This is a genomic window from Pseudomonas japonica, assembly GCF_013522925.1.
GTDB classification, from domain to species: domain Bacteria; phylum Pseudomonadota; class Gammaproteobacteria; order Pseudomonadales; family Pseudomonadaceae; genus Aquipseudomonas; species Aquipseudomonas japonica_A.
This window is the reverse complement of record NZ_JAAMQU010000001.1, coordinates 503,233-517,641: the sequence shown is the minus strand read 5'-3', so window position 1 is coordinate 517,641 and position 14,409 is coordinate 503,233. Positions and strand designations below refer to the sequence as shown.

Genomic DNA, 14,409 nt, shown 5'->3' with positions numbered 1-14,409 from the left:
ATACAGATGCGTCCCGCTCATGTTTATCACGCCCCTGGCCAACCGCCCCCACGATCACTCCCACTGCGTGCATTCCGCTCTCACGGAAGCCGACACACTGTGCGCACAGAAAGGGCTGCGCCTCACTGCCCTGCGTCGTCGCGTGCTGGAACTGGTATGGCAAAGCCACAAGCCCCTGGGGGCCTACGATATTCTGGGCGTATTGAGTGAGCAGGACGGCCGTCGCGCCGCCCCGCCCACCGTGTATCGCGCGCTGGATTTCCTGCTTGATAACGGCCTGGTTCACCGCATCGCCTCGCTCAATGCCTTCATGGGATGCGCCCACCCTGAACATGCGCATCAGGGGCAGTTCCTGATCTGCCGGGTGTGCCATGTGGCGGTGGAACTCGAAGACGCTCCTATCAGCGAGGCCATCAACCACGGCGCTGCTGGTATCGGCTTCGCGGTCGAGGCGCAGACGGTCGAGGTGGTGGGCCTCTGCGCGAACTGCAAGGCGGCCTGATGAAAGACGCGCTTATCCGCCTGGACCAGGTGTCGGTCACCTTTGCCGGCCAATCCACCCTGGAGCGCATCGACCTGCAAGTGCGCCCGGGAGAAATCGTGACCCTGATCGGCCCCAATGGCGCTGGCAAGACAACGCTGGTGCGGGCAGTACTCGGGCTGTTGCAGCCCACCAGCGGTTCGGTGTGGCGCAGGCCGCGGCTGCGCATCGGCTACATGCCGCAAAAGCTTCAGGTCGAGCAAACCCTGCCACTGACGGTAGTCCGCTTCCTGCGGTTGCTTCCGGGCGTCAATCGAGCGAAGGCCCAGGCCGCATTGGATGAAGTAGGCGCTGCGCAGGTGATCGACAAGCCGGTACAAACCATTTCGGGAGGCGAGATGCAGCGGGTATTGCTGGCGCGCGCCTTGTTGCGCGAACCAGAACTGCTGGTGCTCGACGAGCCGGTGCAAGGGGTAGATGTCGCCGGGCAGGCCGAGCTTTACCGGCTGATCACCCGCCTGCGCGACCGCCACGGCTGCGGCGTGCTGATGGTGTCCCATGATCTTCACCTGGTGATGAGCACCACCGACCAGGTGGTGTGCCTGAACCACCACGTGTGCTGCTCTGGCCACCCGGAACAGGTCAGCGGCGACCCGGCCTTCATCGAGCTGTTCGGCGAACACGCGCCTGGCCTGGCCATCTATCACCACCATCACGACCATGCCCACACCCTGCACGGCGAAGTGGTGGAAGGGCACGCTCACCAGCACGGGGAGCAGTGCAAGCATGGATGACTTCCTGATTTACGCGCTCGCCGCCGGCCTGGCACTGGCGGTAGTGGCCGGCCCGCTGGGTTCTTTTGTGGTATGGCGGCGAATGGCTTATTTCGGCGACACCCTGTCCCACGCCGCGTTGCTGGGCGTGGCGCTGGGCCTGGCCTTGCAAGTGAGCCCGACGCTGGCGGTCACAGCAGGTTGCCTACTGCTGGCGGTCGTGCTGGTAACCTTGCAACAGCGGCAGCCCCTGGCGTCCGACACGCTGCTGGGCATACTGGCGCCCAGCACGCTCTCGCTGGGGCTGGTGGCGCTCAGCTTCATGCGCGACGTACGCATCGACCTCATGGGGTACCTGTTCGGGGATCTGTTGGCCATGAACGCCACCGACCTTGGCTGGATACTGGGCGGCAGCGCCTTGGTACTGGTGCTGCTGTTCGTGCTCTGGCGCCCGCTTATCGCGATCACGGTTCACGAAGAGCTGGCCCGGGTGGAGGGCCTCCCGGTGGCGCCGTTGCGTATGGGGCTTATGCTGCTCATTGCAATCGTGATCGCCGTGGCCATGAAGATCGTGGGCGTGTTGTTGATAACATCGCTGCTGATCATCCCGGCGGCGGCTGCCCAGCGGCATGCCCGCTCACCGGAGCAAATGGCGCTCGGCGCGAGCCTGCTGGGTGTGGTGGCCGTGTGTGGCGGGCTGGCAGCCTCGTGGTTCAAGGACACGCCCGCCGGGCCCTCGATCGTGGTGTGCGCGGCTGCCTTGTTCCTGCTTAGTTACGCGCTGCCGCGCCGTGCCTGAGACGCTCGTACAAAGGGGGCTTTTTCGCACGGCCGTCCGGCGTGTAGACTTGCTCGATTTTGCCCATAAAGAGAGTGGCGCAATGAAGCCTTTCATGTCTGGTTGTCTGCTGATCGCGGCAATTTCCCTGGCGCTTGCCGGGTGCCAGAGCGCGCCGGTGGAAGCTCCGCCGGCACCACCCAGCGCGGTCGAAATACTGCAGCAGAGCATTACCAGCAATGAGTTGGCCACCGCAGAGGATCAGCTGGCGGCGTTGCAGGCGAAAACGCCCGATGACCCGCAACTGGAGAGCCTGCAACGGCAGCTGGCCGAGGCCTACCTCAAGCGTAGCCAGATCGTGCTGCAGAAAGGTGACGTGAATGCCGCGGCTACTGCGCTGGCCCGGGCGCGCTCCCTGATGCCGCAGGCGCCAGCGTTGGTTGGCGGCGTAAACGGCGCTATCGCGCAGGCCCGCAAGGCAGAGCTGGAAAAAGCCGAAGCCGCCCTCAAGGCCGCCGAAGCGAAGCCCGTGGCGCGGGTGATCGACCCGGCCGCCAACAGCACACCTATCACCTTGGCTACCCGTGACCTGCATCAGTTGTGGGCGCAGCTGGACGACATCACGACCGACATCGTGAATTATCACTGTGACGTTGTGGTGCAGGCACCGCGCCAAGCCGATATTCCCTGGCTTGAAACGCTGATTCGTACCCGGGTGAACCGCCGCGCCCCGGGCCTGCAATGGAAGCTGGGCCACCGCATTGAACAGCGGCAGCCAGCGATGATCATCCTCAGCCCAGCCAAGCCCTGATCGTAGCGACGGGCCCGGCCTGGCTGCTATCGGTCAGGCTGGAACGGCCTTGGCCTTCGGCTCCCGCGCCCATACCCGGTGCTGCTTGATAGCGGCGATGAAATCCGCGACCTTGCTGTCGCCGATCAACAAGCCTGCATCCTCTTCCAGCTTGAGCTGGTCGATCAGCGCCTTGGCCTGGTCGCTTACGCCAATGGCCTTGAGGTGCTTATAGGCTTCCAGCACATAGTGCAGTGCCACGCCATCAGTGCTCATCGCCTGCACCGACTGCTGAGTGCCGGGAATCCACACCGCATCGAACGCGATGGACGGCAGCCCTTCCATGGAGGCGTCCACCGCCAGTGTGGCGCCACTTGCGGTTTTCACCGGCGCCGAGGTCGGCCCTAGCACCTTGGCATGGGCGCCTTCGGCTTCGAGCGCGGCTTTCACGCTGGCTACCGCCTGGTCGTCCACCCCGTTGGCCACCAGTACCGCGATCTTGCGGCCCTTGATGTTGTCCACCAGCAGGTTCAGCTGGCTCAGCGCTGGCGATGCCTTGAGGGTCTGCTCCTTCACGTCGACCGTGCCAGCCGTAGGCGCAGGCAAGCCCAGGTTGGCCGCCACGCGCTGGGCCAGGGTAAGGTCGATATTGGCGAGGATCTCATTCACCTGCCGGGCGCGAATGAACTCCCGATCGACCTTGCCCAGCTCGAAGCTGTAGGCGGCGATGATGTGTTCCTTTTCCGGCTCGCTCATGCTGTGGAAGAACAACCGTGCCTGGGAGAAGTGATCACCAAAGGACTCGCTGCGCTCGCGGATCTTGTAGCCTTCCACCCGCTCTTGATACGTCTCGAACCCGCCGTCTTTGGGGCCAGCCGGGGTTTCCTTCGGCCAGCCACCATCGATGGAATTCGGCTCGTAGGCGGCACGGCCGCGGTCGATGGTCATGCGGTGCATGCCGTCGCGCTGGCCGTTATGGTTAGGCGCCACAGGGCGGTTGATAGGAATTTCATGGAAGTTCGGCCCGCCGAGGCGGCTGATCTGGGTATCGGTGTACGAGAACAGCCGGCCTTGCAGCAGGGGATCGTTGGTGAAGTCGATACCAGGCACGATGTGGCCGGGGCAGAACGCGACCTGTTCGGTCTCGGCGAAGAAATTATCCGGATTGCGGTTCAGCACCAGCTTGCCCAGCGGCGTGACGGGTACCAGTTCTTCGGGGATGATCTTGGTGGGGTCGAGCAGGTCGAACTCGAACTTATGCTCGTCCTCCTCCGGCACGATCTGCACACCCAGCTCCCACTCGGGGTAGTCGCCCATTTCGATGGCTTCCCACAGGTCCCGGCGGTGGTAGTCGGTGTCCTTGCCTGCCAGTTTCTGCGCCTCGTCCCACACCAGCGAGCACACACCCTGCTTGGGCTTCCAATGGAATTTCACGAAGCTCGCCTTGCCTTCGGTATTGATCAACCGGAAGGTGTGGATACCGAAGCCCTCCATGGTGCGCAGGCTTTTGGGGATGGCACGGTCGGACATCGCCCAGATGACCATATGAGCGGACTCCGGCACCAGCGACACGAAGTCCCAGAAGGTATCGTGCGCCGAGCCGCCGGTAGGGATCTCGTTATGAGGCTCGGGCTTGACCGCATGAACGAAGTCGGGGAATTTCACCGCGTCCTGGATAAAGAACACCGGCATGTTGTTGCCGACCAGGTCGAAGTTGCCCTCGTCGGTATAGAACTTGGTCGCGAAGCCGCGTACGTCGCGCACGGTATCACCCGAGCCGCGCGGGCCTTGCACGGTGGAAAAGCGCACGAACACCGGGGTTTGCTTGTTCGGGTCCTGAAGGAACGCGGCTTTGGTCAGGCTGGCATGGCAGCCATAGCTCTGGAAGTAACCGTGGGCCGCGCAACCCCGCGCATGCACGATCCGCTCGGGAATACGCTCGTGGTCGAAGTGGGTGATCTTCTCGCGCATGATGAAGTCTTCAAGCAGCGAGGGGCCGCGCGGGCCAACCCTGAGCGTGTTCTGGTTATCGCTGATCTTCACGCCATGGTTGGTACGCAGCGCCTGGCCGGTGGCGTCTGAACGAAACGCTTCGAGTTGTTCCAGCTTGTCGTTGGTGTTGGCGCGGTCCGGCGCGTCGGTGCCGGCCAGTTCGCTGGGTTTTCCGCTTTCGGTTGCCATGTGGTTGTATCCTCGCTGGCTATGCCCGTTTCAGGCTTCGCATGGTGGTTCGTGGATTAGTGACTCACCATGGGAGGTGCCCGTTCCGTTAAATCGCAGCAGCTGCGGCAACCGGTCACGAAAGAAATACTGATGCGGCGGCCTGCTCAGGCTAAAATGCGCGGTTTTGGCCAACCGCCCTCCATACGCGCCTCAGGGTGCGTGGCACGCAGGTGACCCGTGATCGAGTTTCAAGACGTCCACAAGACCTACCGGGTGGCAGGCCGGGATATTCCCGCCTTGCACCCCACCCGGTTACTGATCCCTTCAGGCCAGGTATTTGGCCTGATCGGCCATTCCGGCGCCGGCAAAAGCACGTTGCTGCGCCTGATCAACCGGCTGGAGCAGCCCAGCGGCGGCACCATACTCATCGATGGCGAAGACGTGACTGCCTATGGCGCGGACCGCCTGCGCCGGTTGCGCCAGCAGGTGGGCATGATCTTCCAGCACTTCAACCTGCTGGCATCGAAAACCGTCGCCGATAACGTGGCGTTGCCGCTGCGCCTGGCGGGCGAACTTCCGTCTGCTGAAATCGACAAGCGCGTAGCCAGCCTGCTGGCGCGGGTTGGCTTGAGCGAACACGCGCGCAAGTTTCCGGCGCAGCTGTCCGGCGGGCAGAAGCAACGGGTAGGTATCGCTCGCGCGCTGTCCACCCAGCCGAAAATCCTGCTGTGCGATGAGGCCACCAGCGCGCTGGACCCTCAAACCACCGCTTCGGTGCTGCGCCTGTTGGCCGAGATCAACCGCGAACTGAACCTCACCATCGTGTTGATCACCCACGAGATGGACGTGATCCGACGTGTATGTGATCAGGTAGCCGTGATGGACGCCGGGCGGATCGTGGAACAGGGGCCGGTCGCCGAAGTGTTCCTGCACCCCACCCATCCCACTACGAAGCGCTTCGTGCAGGAGGACGAGCAGATCGACGAAAGCGAACAGCGCGACGATTTCGCTCACGTGCCGGGGCGTATCGTGCGCCTGACCTTCCAGGGCGAAGCCACCTATGCGCCATTGCTGGGTACCGTTGCCCGGGAAACCGGCGTGGACTACAGCATCCTCGCTGGCCGTATCGACCGCATCAAGGATGCTCCTTACGGGCAGCTGACGCTGGCGATCACGGGCGGCGACATGGACGCAGCGTTCGCCCGCTTCGCACAAGCGGACGTGCATATGGAGGTATTGCGGTGATTGAATTCTTTGCCAACATCGACTGGAGCGACATCTGGCTTGCCACAGTCGACACCTTGCTGATGCTCGGCGGGTCGCTGCTGTTCACGGTATTGCTCGGCTTGCCGCTGGGCGTGCTGCTGTTCCTCTGCGGCCCGCGGCAGCTGTTCGAACAGCGCGGTATGTACGCCTTGCTTTCATTCGTGGTGAACGTACTGCGCTCCCTCCCGTTCATCATTCTGCTGATCGTGATGATCCCGCTGACCATCCTGATCACCGGCACTTCCCTGGGCATTGCAGGCGCGATTCCGCCGCTGGTCGTGGGCGCCACGCCGTTCTTCGCCCGCCTGGTTGAAACCGCGTTACGTGAGGTAGACCGCGGCATTATCGAAGCCACCCAGTCGATGGGCGCCACTACCAGGCAGATCATCCTCAACGCGTTGTTGCCCGAAGCACGGCCAGGCATCTTCGCGGCGATTACCGTCACGGCCATCACACTGGTGTCCTATACCGCCATGGCGGGCCTGGTGGGCGCGGGTGGCCTGGGGGACCTGGCCATTCGCTTCGGCTACCAGCGGTTCCAGACCAACGTGATGATCGTCACCGTGGTGTTGCTGATCGTCCTGGTGCAGGTGCTGCAAAGCATCGGCGACCGCCTGGTGATTCATTATTCCCGTAAATAAAGTAAAGCCGCCCTTATCCCTGGGCGGCCTGCAGGAGCACTGACCATGAAAAAACTGCTGGTGGCATTCGCCACTGTTTTCAGCCTGGCCGCACACGCCAACGAAACGCTCACCGTTGCCGCCACCGCGGTGCCTCACGCCGAAATCCTCGAATTCGTGAAGCCAGCGCTGGCCGCACAGGGCGTAGACCTGAACGTGAAAGTATTCACCGATTACGTACAGCCTAACGTGCAAGTCGCAGAAAGCCGCCTGGACGCGAACTTCTTCCAGCACCAGCCCTACCTGAATGAATTCAATAACGGTAAAGGGACCAACCTGGTTGCCGTGACCGGCGTGCACCTGGAGCCGCTGGGCGCGTATTCGAGCAAGTACAAGAAGCTCGACGAGTTGCCGGGCGGTGCCAACGTGGTCATTCCCAACGATGCCACCAATGGCGGCCGAGCGTTGCTGCTGCTGCAAGCGGCTGGCCTGATCAAGCTGCAGAACCCCAGGGACATCCTGGCAACGCCCAAGGACATCATCGAGAACCCGAAAGACCTGAAAATCCGCGCCCTCGAAGCCGCCACCCTGCCACGGGTGCTGACGCAGGTGGACCTCGCGCTGATCAATACCAACTACGCCCTGGAAGCCAAACTGGACCCCGCCCGGGATGCTTTGGTGATCGAGGGCAACGACTCGCCTTATGTAAACATTCTGGTCGCCCGCCCGGACAACAAGGATTCGCCGGCCATGCAAAAGCTGGCTGCAGCCCTGCACAGCCCGGAGCTCAAGCAGTTCATCCTGGATAAATACAAAGGCGCGGTGCTGCCAGCCTTCTGAAGGTCAGTTGCTTTCCAGCAGCTGCGGCAAACGCTTCACCAGCAGGGCCGTGTCGAATGGCGCGCGGATAAACCCGCGTAGCCGACCGTCCGGCCCTATGACCGCCAGGTTACCGCTGTGCTGTACAGTGTAATTAGGCTTGGTGGTATCCGGCGGCAGGTAGGGGATGCCGGTTGCGGTCGAGAATTGCGTCAATACCGCTTCCGATGCCGTCAGCCCTTTGAAGTTCTTGTCGAAGTAACTCAAATAGTCCTTCATTTGCGCCGGCGTGTCCCGGTTCGGGTCAACGCTTACGAAGTACACCTGTAGCCGCTGCGCGGATGCCGAAGGCAGTTTGCGTTTCAGCTCTCGTAACTGCGCAAGCGTAGTAGGGCAAATGTCGGGGCAGAAGGTATAGCCGAAGAACAGCACGCTCCAGGTACCGGTAAGGCTGTCCATCGCGACGGTGTGCCCGTCCTGATCGGTCATGTCCAGGCGAGGCATCGGGCGCCCTTGGGGAAGAACGATGACCCCAGCTTCCAACAGCTCTGAACTTTCGTCCAGCCCGTCGCGGTTGATAGCCTTTTCGATCATCCAGCCGATCCCCAGAGCGACAATCACGATCAGGGCAGCGGTGGCTTTTTCGAGGCGGGTCATCTCATGGCTCCCAGAGGCATGCCACACGGTACGGTGATTCAGCACGCCTGAGCAAGCCTTCGGCAAGCCTGAACCCTTAGAACTCTCGAAGCCCATAATGGCTTTTTGCAATAACTCAAGGAAATAACCACGGACGGGTTATGAATATTTCATCTGACCCCTACCGTGGTGGCGACTATCGTAGGGGCTTTGCGCAAACGTATTAGCCGGAGTAAACATGAATACCGCCGCATTGCGCGAGCTGATCAAGCGTGCCCACAACCATGAGGCACAAACCGGCCAGCTTGCCGGCCTCTTGAATGGCCGCCTTAGCACCCTTCACTCTTCCATTCGCCTGAATGACGGCCAAAGCGAGTCGGAGGCTACCCTTCACCGCTTCGTCGATGCCTATATCGAACAGGTGCCCGACCTGATCGACGCGGCGGCGCAAGTCGCGCTGGAGGCGGGCATCAGCCCGCAGATTCAACCGGTGCTGAACATTGCCTTGGAATACTTCCTGCGGCCGCCGGAGTTGATAACCGGCCACGAAGGCCTGGACGGGTTGCTGGACGAAGCCTACCTGGCCCACCGCCTGGTGGAAGAGGTAAACGACCTGTATATCCGCCACTTCGCCCAGCCGTTGATTCCGCTGGATACCACCGTGGCGAACCTGATCGCACATAACCTTATTGGCGAACCCTTCGCGAACGAGCTGGATGAAGTGGTGCACCACTCCATTGACCAGCTGCTTGATGACGAAGCGTTCGAGCAGGAAACCGTTCAGGCGTACAAGGACAAGCTCACCAGCCCCGAGACAGGCGCGGCGTGGAAACGCTGGCCTTGCCTGTCCCGTCAACTGGGGATTGAAATCAACGTCGCCTGAATTGCTCTAAGCGCCCGCTCCCAACCCTGTGCTGGTGCGCAGGCGGCCTTCGACACGGCGCTTGAGGCCGCGGCTTTCGATGACCAACCGGGAGCCGCTGGCCTGATTGGCCCGCCCCCAATCTTCCAGCAGCTCCAGGCACGAGTGGTCGATGTAGCTCAGCCCGCCCAGCGGCACATGCACCTCTGTGCCCGGCTCGATGGTGCCCAGCGCTTTCGTTAGCGCGGGTACCTTCAGGAAGGTGGCCGACCCGGTCAGGCGCAGTTCGACCCGGCGTTCGCCGGCAGGCACCAGGGCGATCTTCAAGCGCGCGGCTTTCAGCGCCAGCTTCAGCAACGTAAGGGCGAAGCCCAGCAGCACGCCGGTCAGCAGATCCGTGAACACGATGGCCAGCGCTGTGGCGGCGTAGGTGAACATCGGCATGCGCCCATAACGTCCCAACCCGCGGAAGGCCTTGAAGTCCACCAGCTTCACGCCGGTGAACACCAGCACACCGGCCAGGCTGGCAACTGGAATCTGCTGCAACACGCTGGACAACACTACAACGAACGCCAGCAACCAAAGGCCATGCAGGATTGCCGAGGCGCGGGTTTGCGCGCCCGCCTGTACGTTAGCGGAGCTGCGTACAATCACGCCCGTCATGGGCAAGGCCCCAAGCAGGCCGCAGAGCATGTTGCCCACCCCCTGGGCCGACAGCTCCCGGTCGAAATCCGACCGCACCCCACTGTGCATGCGATCCACCGCGGCTGCCGATAGCAATGTTTCCGCGCTGGCAATAAAAGCCAAGGCAACAGCGGCAATCAAGAGGGTAGGGTCCGCCAGGGCCATCAAGTCGGCCGGCTTGAGCAGGTCGATGGCATCGGCAAGGTTGGCGGGCACTTCCACACGCTTTACCTGCAGCGGGAGAATAATACTGAGCACCGTCGCTGTGGCTACACCCAGCAAGGCGCCTGGCACAAATCGTAAGCGGGCAGGGCGTAGCTTTTCCCACGCCCACATGATGGCAATGGTGAGTACGCCAAGCATCCCCGCTTGCCAACCCAGGCCACCACCAAGGGCCGGCAGGGCCTCGCTGACCGCACCGGGGAATTGCAGCAAATTGGCCACGCCGGACGGCTGCGGTGACTGGTCGAGCATTACGTGCACCTGTGAAAGCACAATCAGCACGCCGATACCCGCCAGCATGCCGTACACCACCGCGGGCGCCGTTACCCGAAACCAGCAGCCGAGGCGAAACCGGCCTGCCGCAAACTGCAGAACGCCGGCCAGCAGCAAGATAGGCCCCAACATGGCCAAGCCGTGCTGGCGGACCAGCTCGAAAACCAATACGGCCAAACCGGCTGCGGGGCCGCTTACCTGCAACGGCGAACCTGCCAGAAAGCCCACTACCAAGCCGCCCACGATGCCGGTAACCAATCCTTTTGCGGGCGGCACGCCCGAGGCAATGGCAATCCCCATGCACAAGGGCAATGCCACGAGGAAAACCACGACCGAAGCCATCAGTTCGCGCGGCAGGGTCGCCTTGATTTGCGCAATATTCACGTCGCTCTCCTGAAGTTACTTCAGGCCGCGGCCGCACCGTTACACCAGGCATACCGGCATTGTTCCGGGCACGCGGCAACTGCCGGGCACCCAGACGCTACGCAAGTTGACCCGTTCGTTGATTGTTCTTATTAAACGGAAACGGCCTGAACCACGCCGGGCGTAGTTCCCATGGCCTATGACAATTGAACCGCTTCTAGAAACGGCCTTTCGGTGTTGCGCTTGGAGTTGGATGAGGACCATCCAGAGGCAGGAAGCAATCTCGCTCTGCGTCGTACGCTTTGATTTCGCTGGTTTCGATGTTGTACACCCACCCGTGGATAAACAGATGGCCGCTGGCAATACGGGCCGCGACAGAGGGGTGGGTACGCAGGTGTTGAAGCTGGGCGATCACGTTTTCTTCGGTGAGTACGGCCATGGTTTCGGCTTCAGTCGCGCAATGGCAGTTTTCGTGCACCACGGTCTTTGCGACTTCGGCGTGGCGCAGCCAGGCCTTCACGGTCGGCATCTTCTCGAGGCTGTCCGGGTTCAGCACCGCACGCATCGCGCCGCAGTCCGAGTGGCCGCAAATGATCACGTGCTGCACGCCAAGCGCCATTACGGCGTATTCAAGCGCGGTGGAAACGCCTCCGTTCATTTGCCCGTAAGGGGGCACTACGTTGCCTACGTTGCGGGTTACAAACAAGTCGCCAGGCGAGCTATTGGTGATCAGCTCCGGCACGATGCGCGAATCGGCACAGGTAATGAACATTGCGCGTGGCTTCTGCGCGGTGGCCAGCTTCTTGAACAGCGCTTGCTGTTCAGGGAAGACCTCCTGATGGAAATGCCGGAAACCGTCGACAATATGTTGCAGCGCTTGCTCCGCGCTTTCGGCCACTGTGGAGGGGTCGGGTAACGGTTGATCCTTCGGGTCCATGCTGCATCCTCTTGATGGTAGGAAAAGTCCCACTCAGGTCGGGAGAAAAATCCTACACCGAAAGCTTAAAATTCCGTATTACAGAAACTGTGACCGGATAAGACAAATCTGATATTAGGTCGAGTTTCTTAATTAAAGCTGAAGTTCATGGGCGCTTTGTTCAGGGTGACAAGCGGCGCAATGCCACTAGTGAAGTTAATTAGTGGCAGTTTGCTTTCCCGCTTTATATATTAAACGCTGTGGCTTATCACAATAAGGCCAGCTGCCGCCCGGGCGGGCAGAACAACGAGCAATCCAACGGTTGATCTTCCCGGTGGCCCAAGCCCGCCTTCTTGACCGCGGCAGCGAAACGCCGGGCGATAAGCTGGGCAAACACGCCTTCGCCTTTCATCCGTGCGCCAAACCGCGAGTTATACAGCTCACCGCCCCGGCTCTGGCGGATGAGGCTCAATACATGGGCCGCGCGTTGCGGATAATGAACACCCAGCCATTCCTCGAACAGTGGCGCGACTTCCAGCGGAAGCCGCAGCAGCACGTAGTGGGCACTGCGCGCACCCGCCTCGGCTGCGGCCTGGATCATCGCTTCCAATTCATGGTCGTTGATCATCGGGATGATAGGCGCACAGATGGCCCCCACTGGCACCCCGGCTTGCGCCAACACCCGGATCGCGCGCAAACGCGCGCCACCAGAGGCGGCACGGGGCTCCAGGGTTCGCTTGAGCTCATCGTCGAGCGTAGTGAGGCTGACCATCACCCTTACCAACCGCAACGCGGCCATTTCCTGAAGCAGGTCAAGGTCGCGCAGCACCATCGCCCCCTTTGTGGTGATGGTGACTGGGTGCCGATAACGAAGCAGGGTTTCCAGCAATTGCCGGGTGATCCGGTATTGCTGCTCGATAGGCTGGTAGGGGTCGGTATTGGCGTCCAGGGCTATTGGCGCACACCGGTAGCCTGGCTTGCTCAAGGCTTCTTCCAGCCGCTCGGCGGCGTTGGTCTTGGCGATCAGGCGGGTTTCAAAATCCAGGCCCGGCGACATGTCCCAATAGGCATGGGTAGGGCGGGCGAAGCAGTAGATACACCCATGCTCACAACCCCGGTAAGGGTTGATAGAGCGGTCGAAGGGTATGTCTGGCGAGGTGTTGCGGGCGATGATGCTTTTGGCATGCTCGATCCGTACCTCGGTGTGAACGGTGGCCGGTACCTCTTGATACCAGCCGTCGTCCTCGGCCACGGATTGGCGGCCATGAAAACGGTTATCCGGATTGCTGACCGTGCCACGGCCACGCTGCGGCGCTCTGGGTAACATGCGGGGCCCCTATGCTGTATATGGATACAGTATAAACGCCCCGCCAAGGTCACGCTTGCCCCTCGTCGGTTACCGCACCAGGCATGGCCGCTTGTTGTCGAAGCGCCAGTTCGGAATGAGGAACTGCATGGCAACCGCGTCGTCGCGCGCGCCAAGGCCCATGCCTTTGTACAGCTCATGGGCATGCGCCACGGCATCCATGTCGATGTCGACCCCAAGCCCCGGCTTTTTCGGGACCTGCACGTGGCCGTCAATGATCTGCAGAGGTTCGCGGGTCAGGCGTTGGCCATCCTGCCAGATCCAGTGCGTGTCGATAGCAGTGATATCGCCCGGCGCCGCAGCGGCAACCTGCGTGAACATCGCGAGAGAGATGTCGAAGTGGTTGTTGGAATGCGAACCCCAGGTCAGCCCCCAGTCGTTACACATCTGAGCGACTCGCACAGAGCCCTGCATCGTCCAGAAATGCGGGTCTGCCAAGGGAATATCCACCGCCTGGGACTGGATTGCATGGCCCATCTGCCGCCAGTCGGTGGCGATCATGTTGGTGGCGGTCGGCAGGCCGGTCGCCCGGCGGAATTCAGCCATCACCTCGCGGCCGGAATACCCGTCCTCCGCGCCGCAGGGGTCTTCAGCGTAGGCCAGCACATGGTGCTGGTCCCGGCACAGGCGAATAGCTTCCTTGAGTGACCAGGCGCCGTTAGGGTCCAGCGTAATGCGCGCGTCCGGGAAGCGCTCGGCCAGCGCCGTTACCGCCTCGATCTCTTCTTCACCGTGCAGCACACCGCCTTTGAGCTTGAAGTCGTTGAAGCCATACCGCGCCTTTGCCGCTTCGGCCAGGCGTACCACCGCTTGCGGCGTAAGGGCTTTCTCGTTGCGCAGGCGGAACCAGTCATCGCCTTCGGTTTCGGTGCGGTAGCCCAGATCGGTCTGGTTGCGGTCACCGATATAGAAGAGGTACCCCAGCATCTTCACGGCATCGCGCTGCTGGCCCTCGCCCAACAGTGCGGCGACCGGTACTTCGAGAAACTGGCCCAGCAGGTCCAGGAGCGCGGCTTCTATGGCGGTGACGGCATGGATGGTAATGCGCAGGTCGAACGTTTGCAGGCCACGGCCGGCGCTGTCTCGAGCGGCAAAGGCCTCGCGCATGCGGTTGAGAATCTGCTGATAGTTACCGATAGGCTGGCCTACGACCAGGCTGCGGGCATCCTCGAGGGTTTCACGGATGCGCTCGCCGCCGGGCACTTCACCAACGCCAACGTGCCCGGCGTTGTCCTTGAGAATCACGATATTGCGGGTAAAGAAGGGCCCGTGGGCGCCGCTGAGGTTAAGCAGCATGCTGTCGTGCCCAGCCACCGGGATTACCTGCAACTCGGTCACGATGGGGGCTTGGCCGGCTACGCGGGAAAAATCGTTCATGGTCATGTCCTTGTCGGGTT

At 61.8% G+C, this 14,409-nt stretch carries 14 protein-coding genes; 8 read left to right on the top strand and 6 right to left on the bottom strand.

Going from position 1 to position 14,409, the window contains the following annotated elements:
* Window positions 1-19: 19 nt before the first annotated feature.
* The 4 genes from G7016_RS02475 to G7016_RS02460 all read left to right on the top strand — a co-directional run bounded on the left by G7016_RS02475 (window position 20) and on the right by G7016_RS02460 (window position 2,843).
* Window positions 20-502 (top strand): Fur family transcriptional regulator, encoded by a 483-nt coding sequence (locus G7016_RS02475; protein ID WP_181111243.1) that lies wholly within the window; start codon window positions 20-22, stop codon window positions 500-502.
* Entirely contained in the window at window positions 502-1,275 is a 774-nt protein-coding gene (gene znuC / locus G7016_RS02470; RefSeq protein ID WP_181111242.1) for a zinc ABC transporter ATP-binding protein ZnuC, read from the top strand. The genes G7016_RS02475 and znuC overlap by 1 nt, the downstream gene beginning before the upstream one ends.
* Window positions 1,268-2,053: a zinc ABC transporter permease subunit ZnuB gene (gene znuB / locus G7016_RS02465; RefSeq protein WP_181111241.1), complete on the top strand. Its 786-nt coding sequence runs from the start codon at window positions 1,268-1,270 to the stop codon at window positions 2,051-2,053. Before znuC ends, znuB begins: the two co-directional genes overlap by 8 nt.
* A gap of 82 nt (window positions 2,054-2,135) precedes the next feature.
* Window positions 2,136-2,843 (top strand): PA5502 family lipoprotein, encoded by a 708-nt coding sequence (locus G7016_RS02460; RefSeq protein WP_181111240.1) that lies wholly within the window; start codon window positions 2,136-2,138, stop codon window positions 2,841-2,843.
* 33 nt (window positions 2,844-2,876) lie between these two features.
* Here G7016_RS02460 and katE read toward each other — a convergent pair whose 3' ends face one another.
* On the bottom strand, window positions 2,877-5,003 hold the full coding sequence (gene katE / locus G7016_RS02455) for a catalase HPII (protein WP_181111239.1): 2,127 nt from the start codon (window positions 5,001-5,003) through the stop codon (window positions 2,877-2,879).
* A gap of 219 nt (window positions 5,004-5,222) precedes the next feature.
* Here katE and G7016_RS02450 point away from each other — a divergent pair, with 219 nt between their 5' ends.
* From G7016_RS02450 to G7016_RS02440, 3 genes are all read left to right on the top strand, one after another.
* On the top strand, window positions 5,223-6,230 hold the full coding sequence (locus G7016_RS02450; protein ID WP_181111238.1) for a methionine ABC transporter ATP-binding protein: 1,008 nt from the start codon (window positions 5,223-5,225) through the stop codon (window positions 6,228-6,230).
* A 62-nt stretch (window positions 6,231-6,292) separates the two neighbouring features.
* Window positions 6,293-6,892: a methionine ABC transporter permease gene (locus tag G7016_RS02445; RefSeq protein WP_181111293.1), complete on the top strand. Its 600-nt coding sequence runs from the start codon at window positions 6,293-6,295 to the stop codon at window positions 6,890-6,892.
* 45 nt (window positions 6,893-6,937) lie between these two features.
* Window positions 6,938-7,711: a MetQ/NlpA family ABC transporter substrate-binding protein gene (locus tag G7016_RS02440; protein ID WP_181111237.1), complete on the top strand. Its 774-nt coding sequence runs from the start codon at window positions 6,938-6,940 to the stop codon at window positions 7,709-7,711.
* 3 nt (window positions 7,712-7,714) lie between these two features.
* Here G7016_RS02440 and G7016_RS02435 read toward each other — a convergent pair whose 3' ends face one another.
* The gene (locus tag G7016_RS02435; RefSeq protein ID WP_181111236.1) at window positions 7,715-8,347 is read right to left on the bottom strand and encodes an SCO family protein; all 633 of its coding nucleotides are present in this window, start codon (window positions 8,345-8,347) and stop codon (window positions 7,715-7,717) included.
* Window positions 8,348-8,564: 217 nt separating this feature from the next.
* On the opposite strand from G7016_RS02435, the gene G7016_RS02430 reads away from it, so the two are divergent.
* Entirely contained in the window at window positions 8,565-9,209 is a 645-nt protein-coding gene (locus G7016_RS02430) for a hypothetical protein (protein WP_181111235.1), read from the top strand.
* A gap of 6 nt (window positions 9,210-9,215) precedes the next feature.
* On the opposite strand, the gene G7016_RS02425 is transcribed toward G7016_RS02430, so the two are convergent.
* The 4 genes from G7016_RS02425 to gudD form a co-directional block, all read right to left on the bottom strand.
* Window positions 9,216-10,709 carry a SulP family inorganic anion transporter gene (locus G7016_RS02425; RefSeq protein WP_181111292.1) on the bottom strand — a complete coding sequence of 498 codons (1,494 nt, stop codon included), beginning with the start codon at window positions 10,707-10,709 and terminating at the stop codon, window positions 9,216-9,218.
* A gap of 238 nt (window positions 10,710-10,947) precedes the next feature.
* Window positions 10,948-11,667: a carbonic anhydrase gene (locus tag G7016_RS02420; protein WP_181111234.1), complete on the bottom strand. Its 720-nt coding sequence runs from the start codon at window positions 11,665-11,667 to the stop codon at window positions 10,948-10,950.
* 247 nt (window positions 11,668-11,914) lie between these two features.
* The gene (locus tag G7016_RS02415) at window positions 11,915-12,973 is read right to left on the bottom strand and encodes a PA0069 family radical SAM protein (RefSeq protein WP_181111233.1); all 1,059 of its coding nucleotides are present in this window, start codon (window positions 12,971-12,973) and stop codon (window positions 11,915-11,917) included.
* 69 nt (window positions 12,974-13,042) lie between these two features.
* Window positions 13,043-14,389, bottom strand: a complete 1,347-nt coding sequence (gene gudD / locus G7016_RS02410; RefSeq protein ID WP_181111232.1) for a glucarate dehydratase — start codon at window positions 14,387-14,389, stop codon at window positions 13,043-13,045.
* Between the last annotated feature and the right edge of the window lie 20 nt (window positions 14,390-14,409).

What these genes read in the sequence shown, in the direction of transcription:
- G7016_RS02445 (WP_181111293.1), top strand. Translation starts at nt 6,293, where the DNA reads ATGCTCGGCGGGTCGCTGCTGTTCACGGTATTGCTCGGCTTGCCGCTG.
- G7016_RS02475 (WP_181111243.1), top strand. Translation starts at nt 20, where the DNA reads ATGTTTATCACGCCCCTGGCCAACCGCCCCCACGATCACTCCCACTGC.
- G7016_RS02420 (WP_181111234.1), bottom strand. Translation starts at nt 11,667, where the DNA reads ATGGACCCGAAGGATCAACCGTTACCCGACCCCTCCACAGTGGCCGAA.
- G7016_RS02425 (WP_181111292.1), bottom strand. Translation starts at nt 10,709, where the DNA reads ATGGCTTCGGTCGTGGTTTTCCTCGTGGCATTGCCCTTGTGCATGGGG.
- gudD (WP_181111232.1), bottom strand. Translation starts at nt 14,389, where the DNA reads ATGAACGATTTTTCCCGCGTAGCCGGCCAAGCCCCCATCGTGACCGAG.
- katE (WP_181111239.1), bottom strand. Translation starts at nt 5,003, where the DNA reads ATGGCAACCGAAAGCGGAAAACCCAGCGAACTGGCCGGCACCGACGCG.
- G7016_RS02415 (WP_181111233.1), bottom strand. Translation starts at nt 12,973, where the DNA reads ATGTTACCCAGAGCGCCGCAGCGTGGCCGTGGCACGGTCAGCAATCCG.
- znuC (WP_181111242.1), top strand. Translation starts at nt 502, where the DNA reads ATGAAAGACGCGCTTATCCGCCTGGACCAGGTGTCGGTCACCTTTGCC.
- G7016_RS02440 (WP_181111237.1), top strand. Translation starts at nt 6,938, where the DNA reads ATGAAAAAACTGCTGGTGGCATTCGCCACTGTTTTCAGCCTGGCCGCA.
- G7016_RS02460 (WP_181111240.1), top strand. Translation starts at nt 2,136, where the DNA reads ATGAAGCCTTTCATGTCTGGTTGTCTGCTGATCGCGGCAATTTCCCTG.
- G7016_RS02430 (WP_181111235.1), top strand. Translation starts at nt 8,565, where the DNA reads ATGAATACCGCCGCATTGCGCGAGCTGATCAAGCGTGCCCACAACCAT.
- G7016_RS02435 (WP_181111236.1), bottom strand. Translation starts at nt 8,347, where the DNA reads ATGACCCGCCTCGAAAAAGCCACCGCTGCCCTGATCGTGATTGTCGCT.
- znuB (WP_181111241.1), top strand. Translation starts at nt 1,268, where the DNA reads ATGGATGACTTCCTGATTTACGCGCTCGCCGCCGGCCTGGCACTGGCG.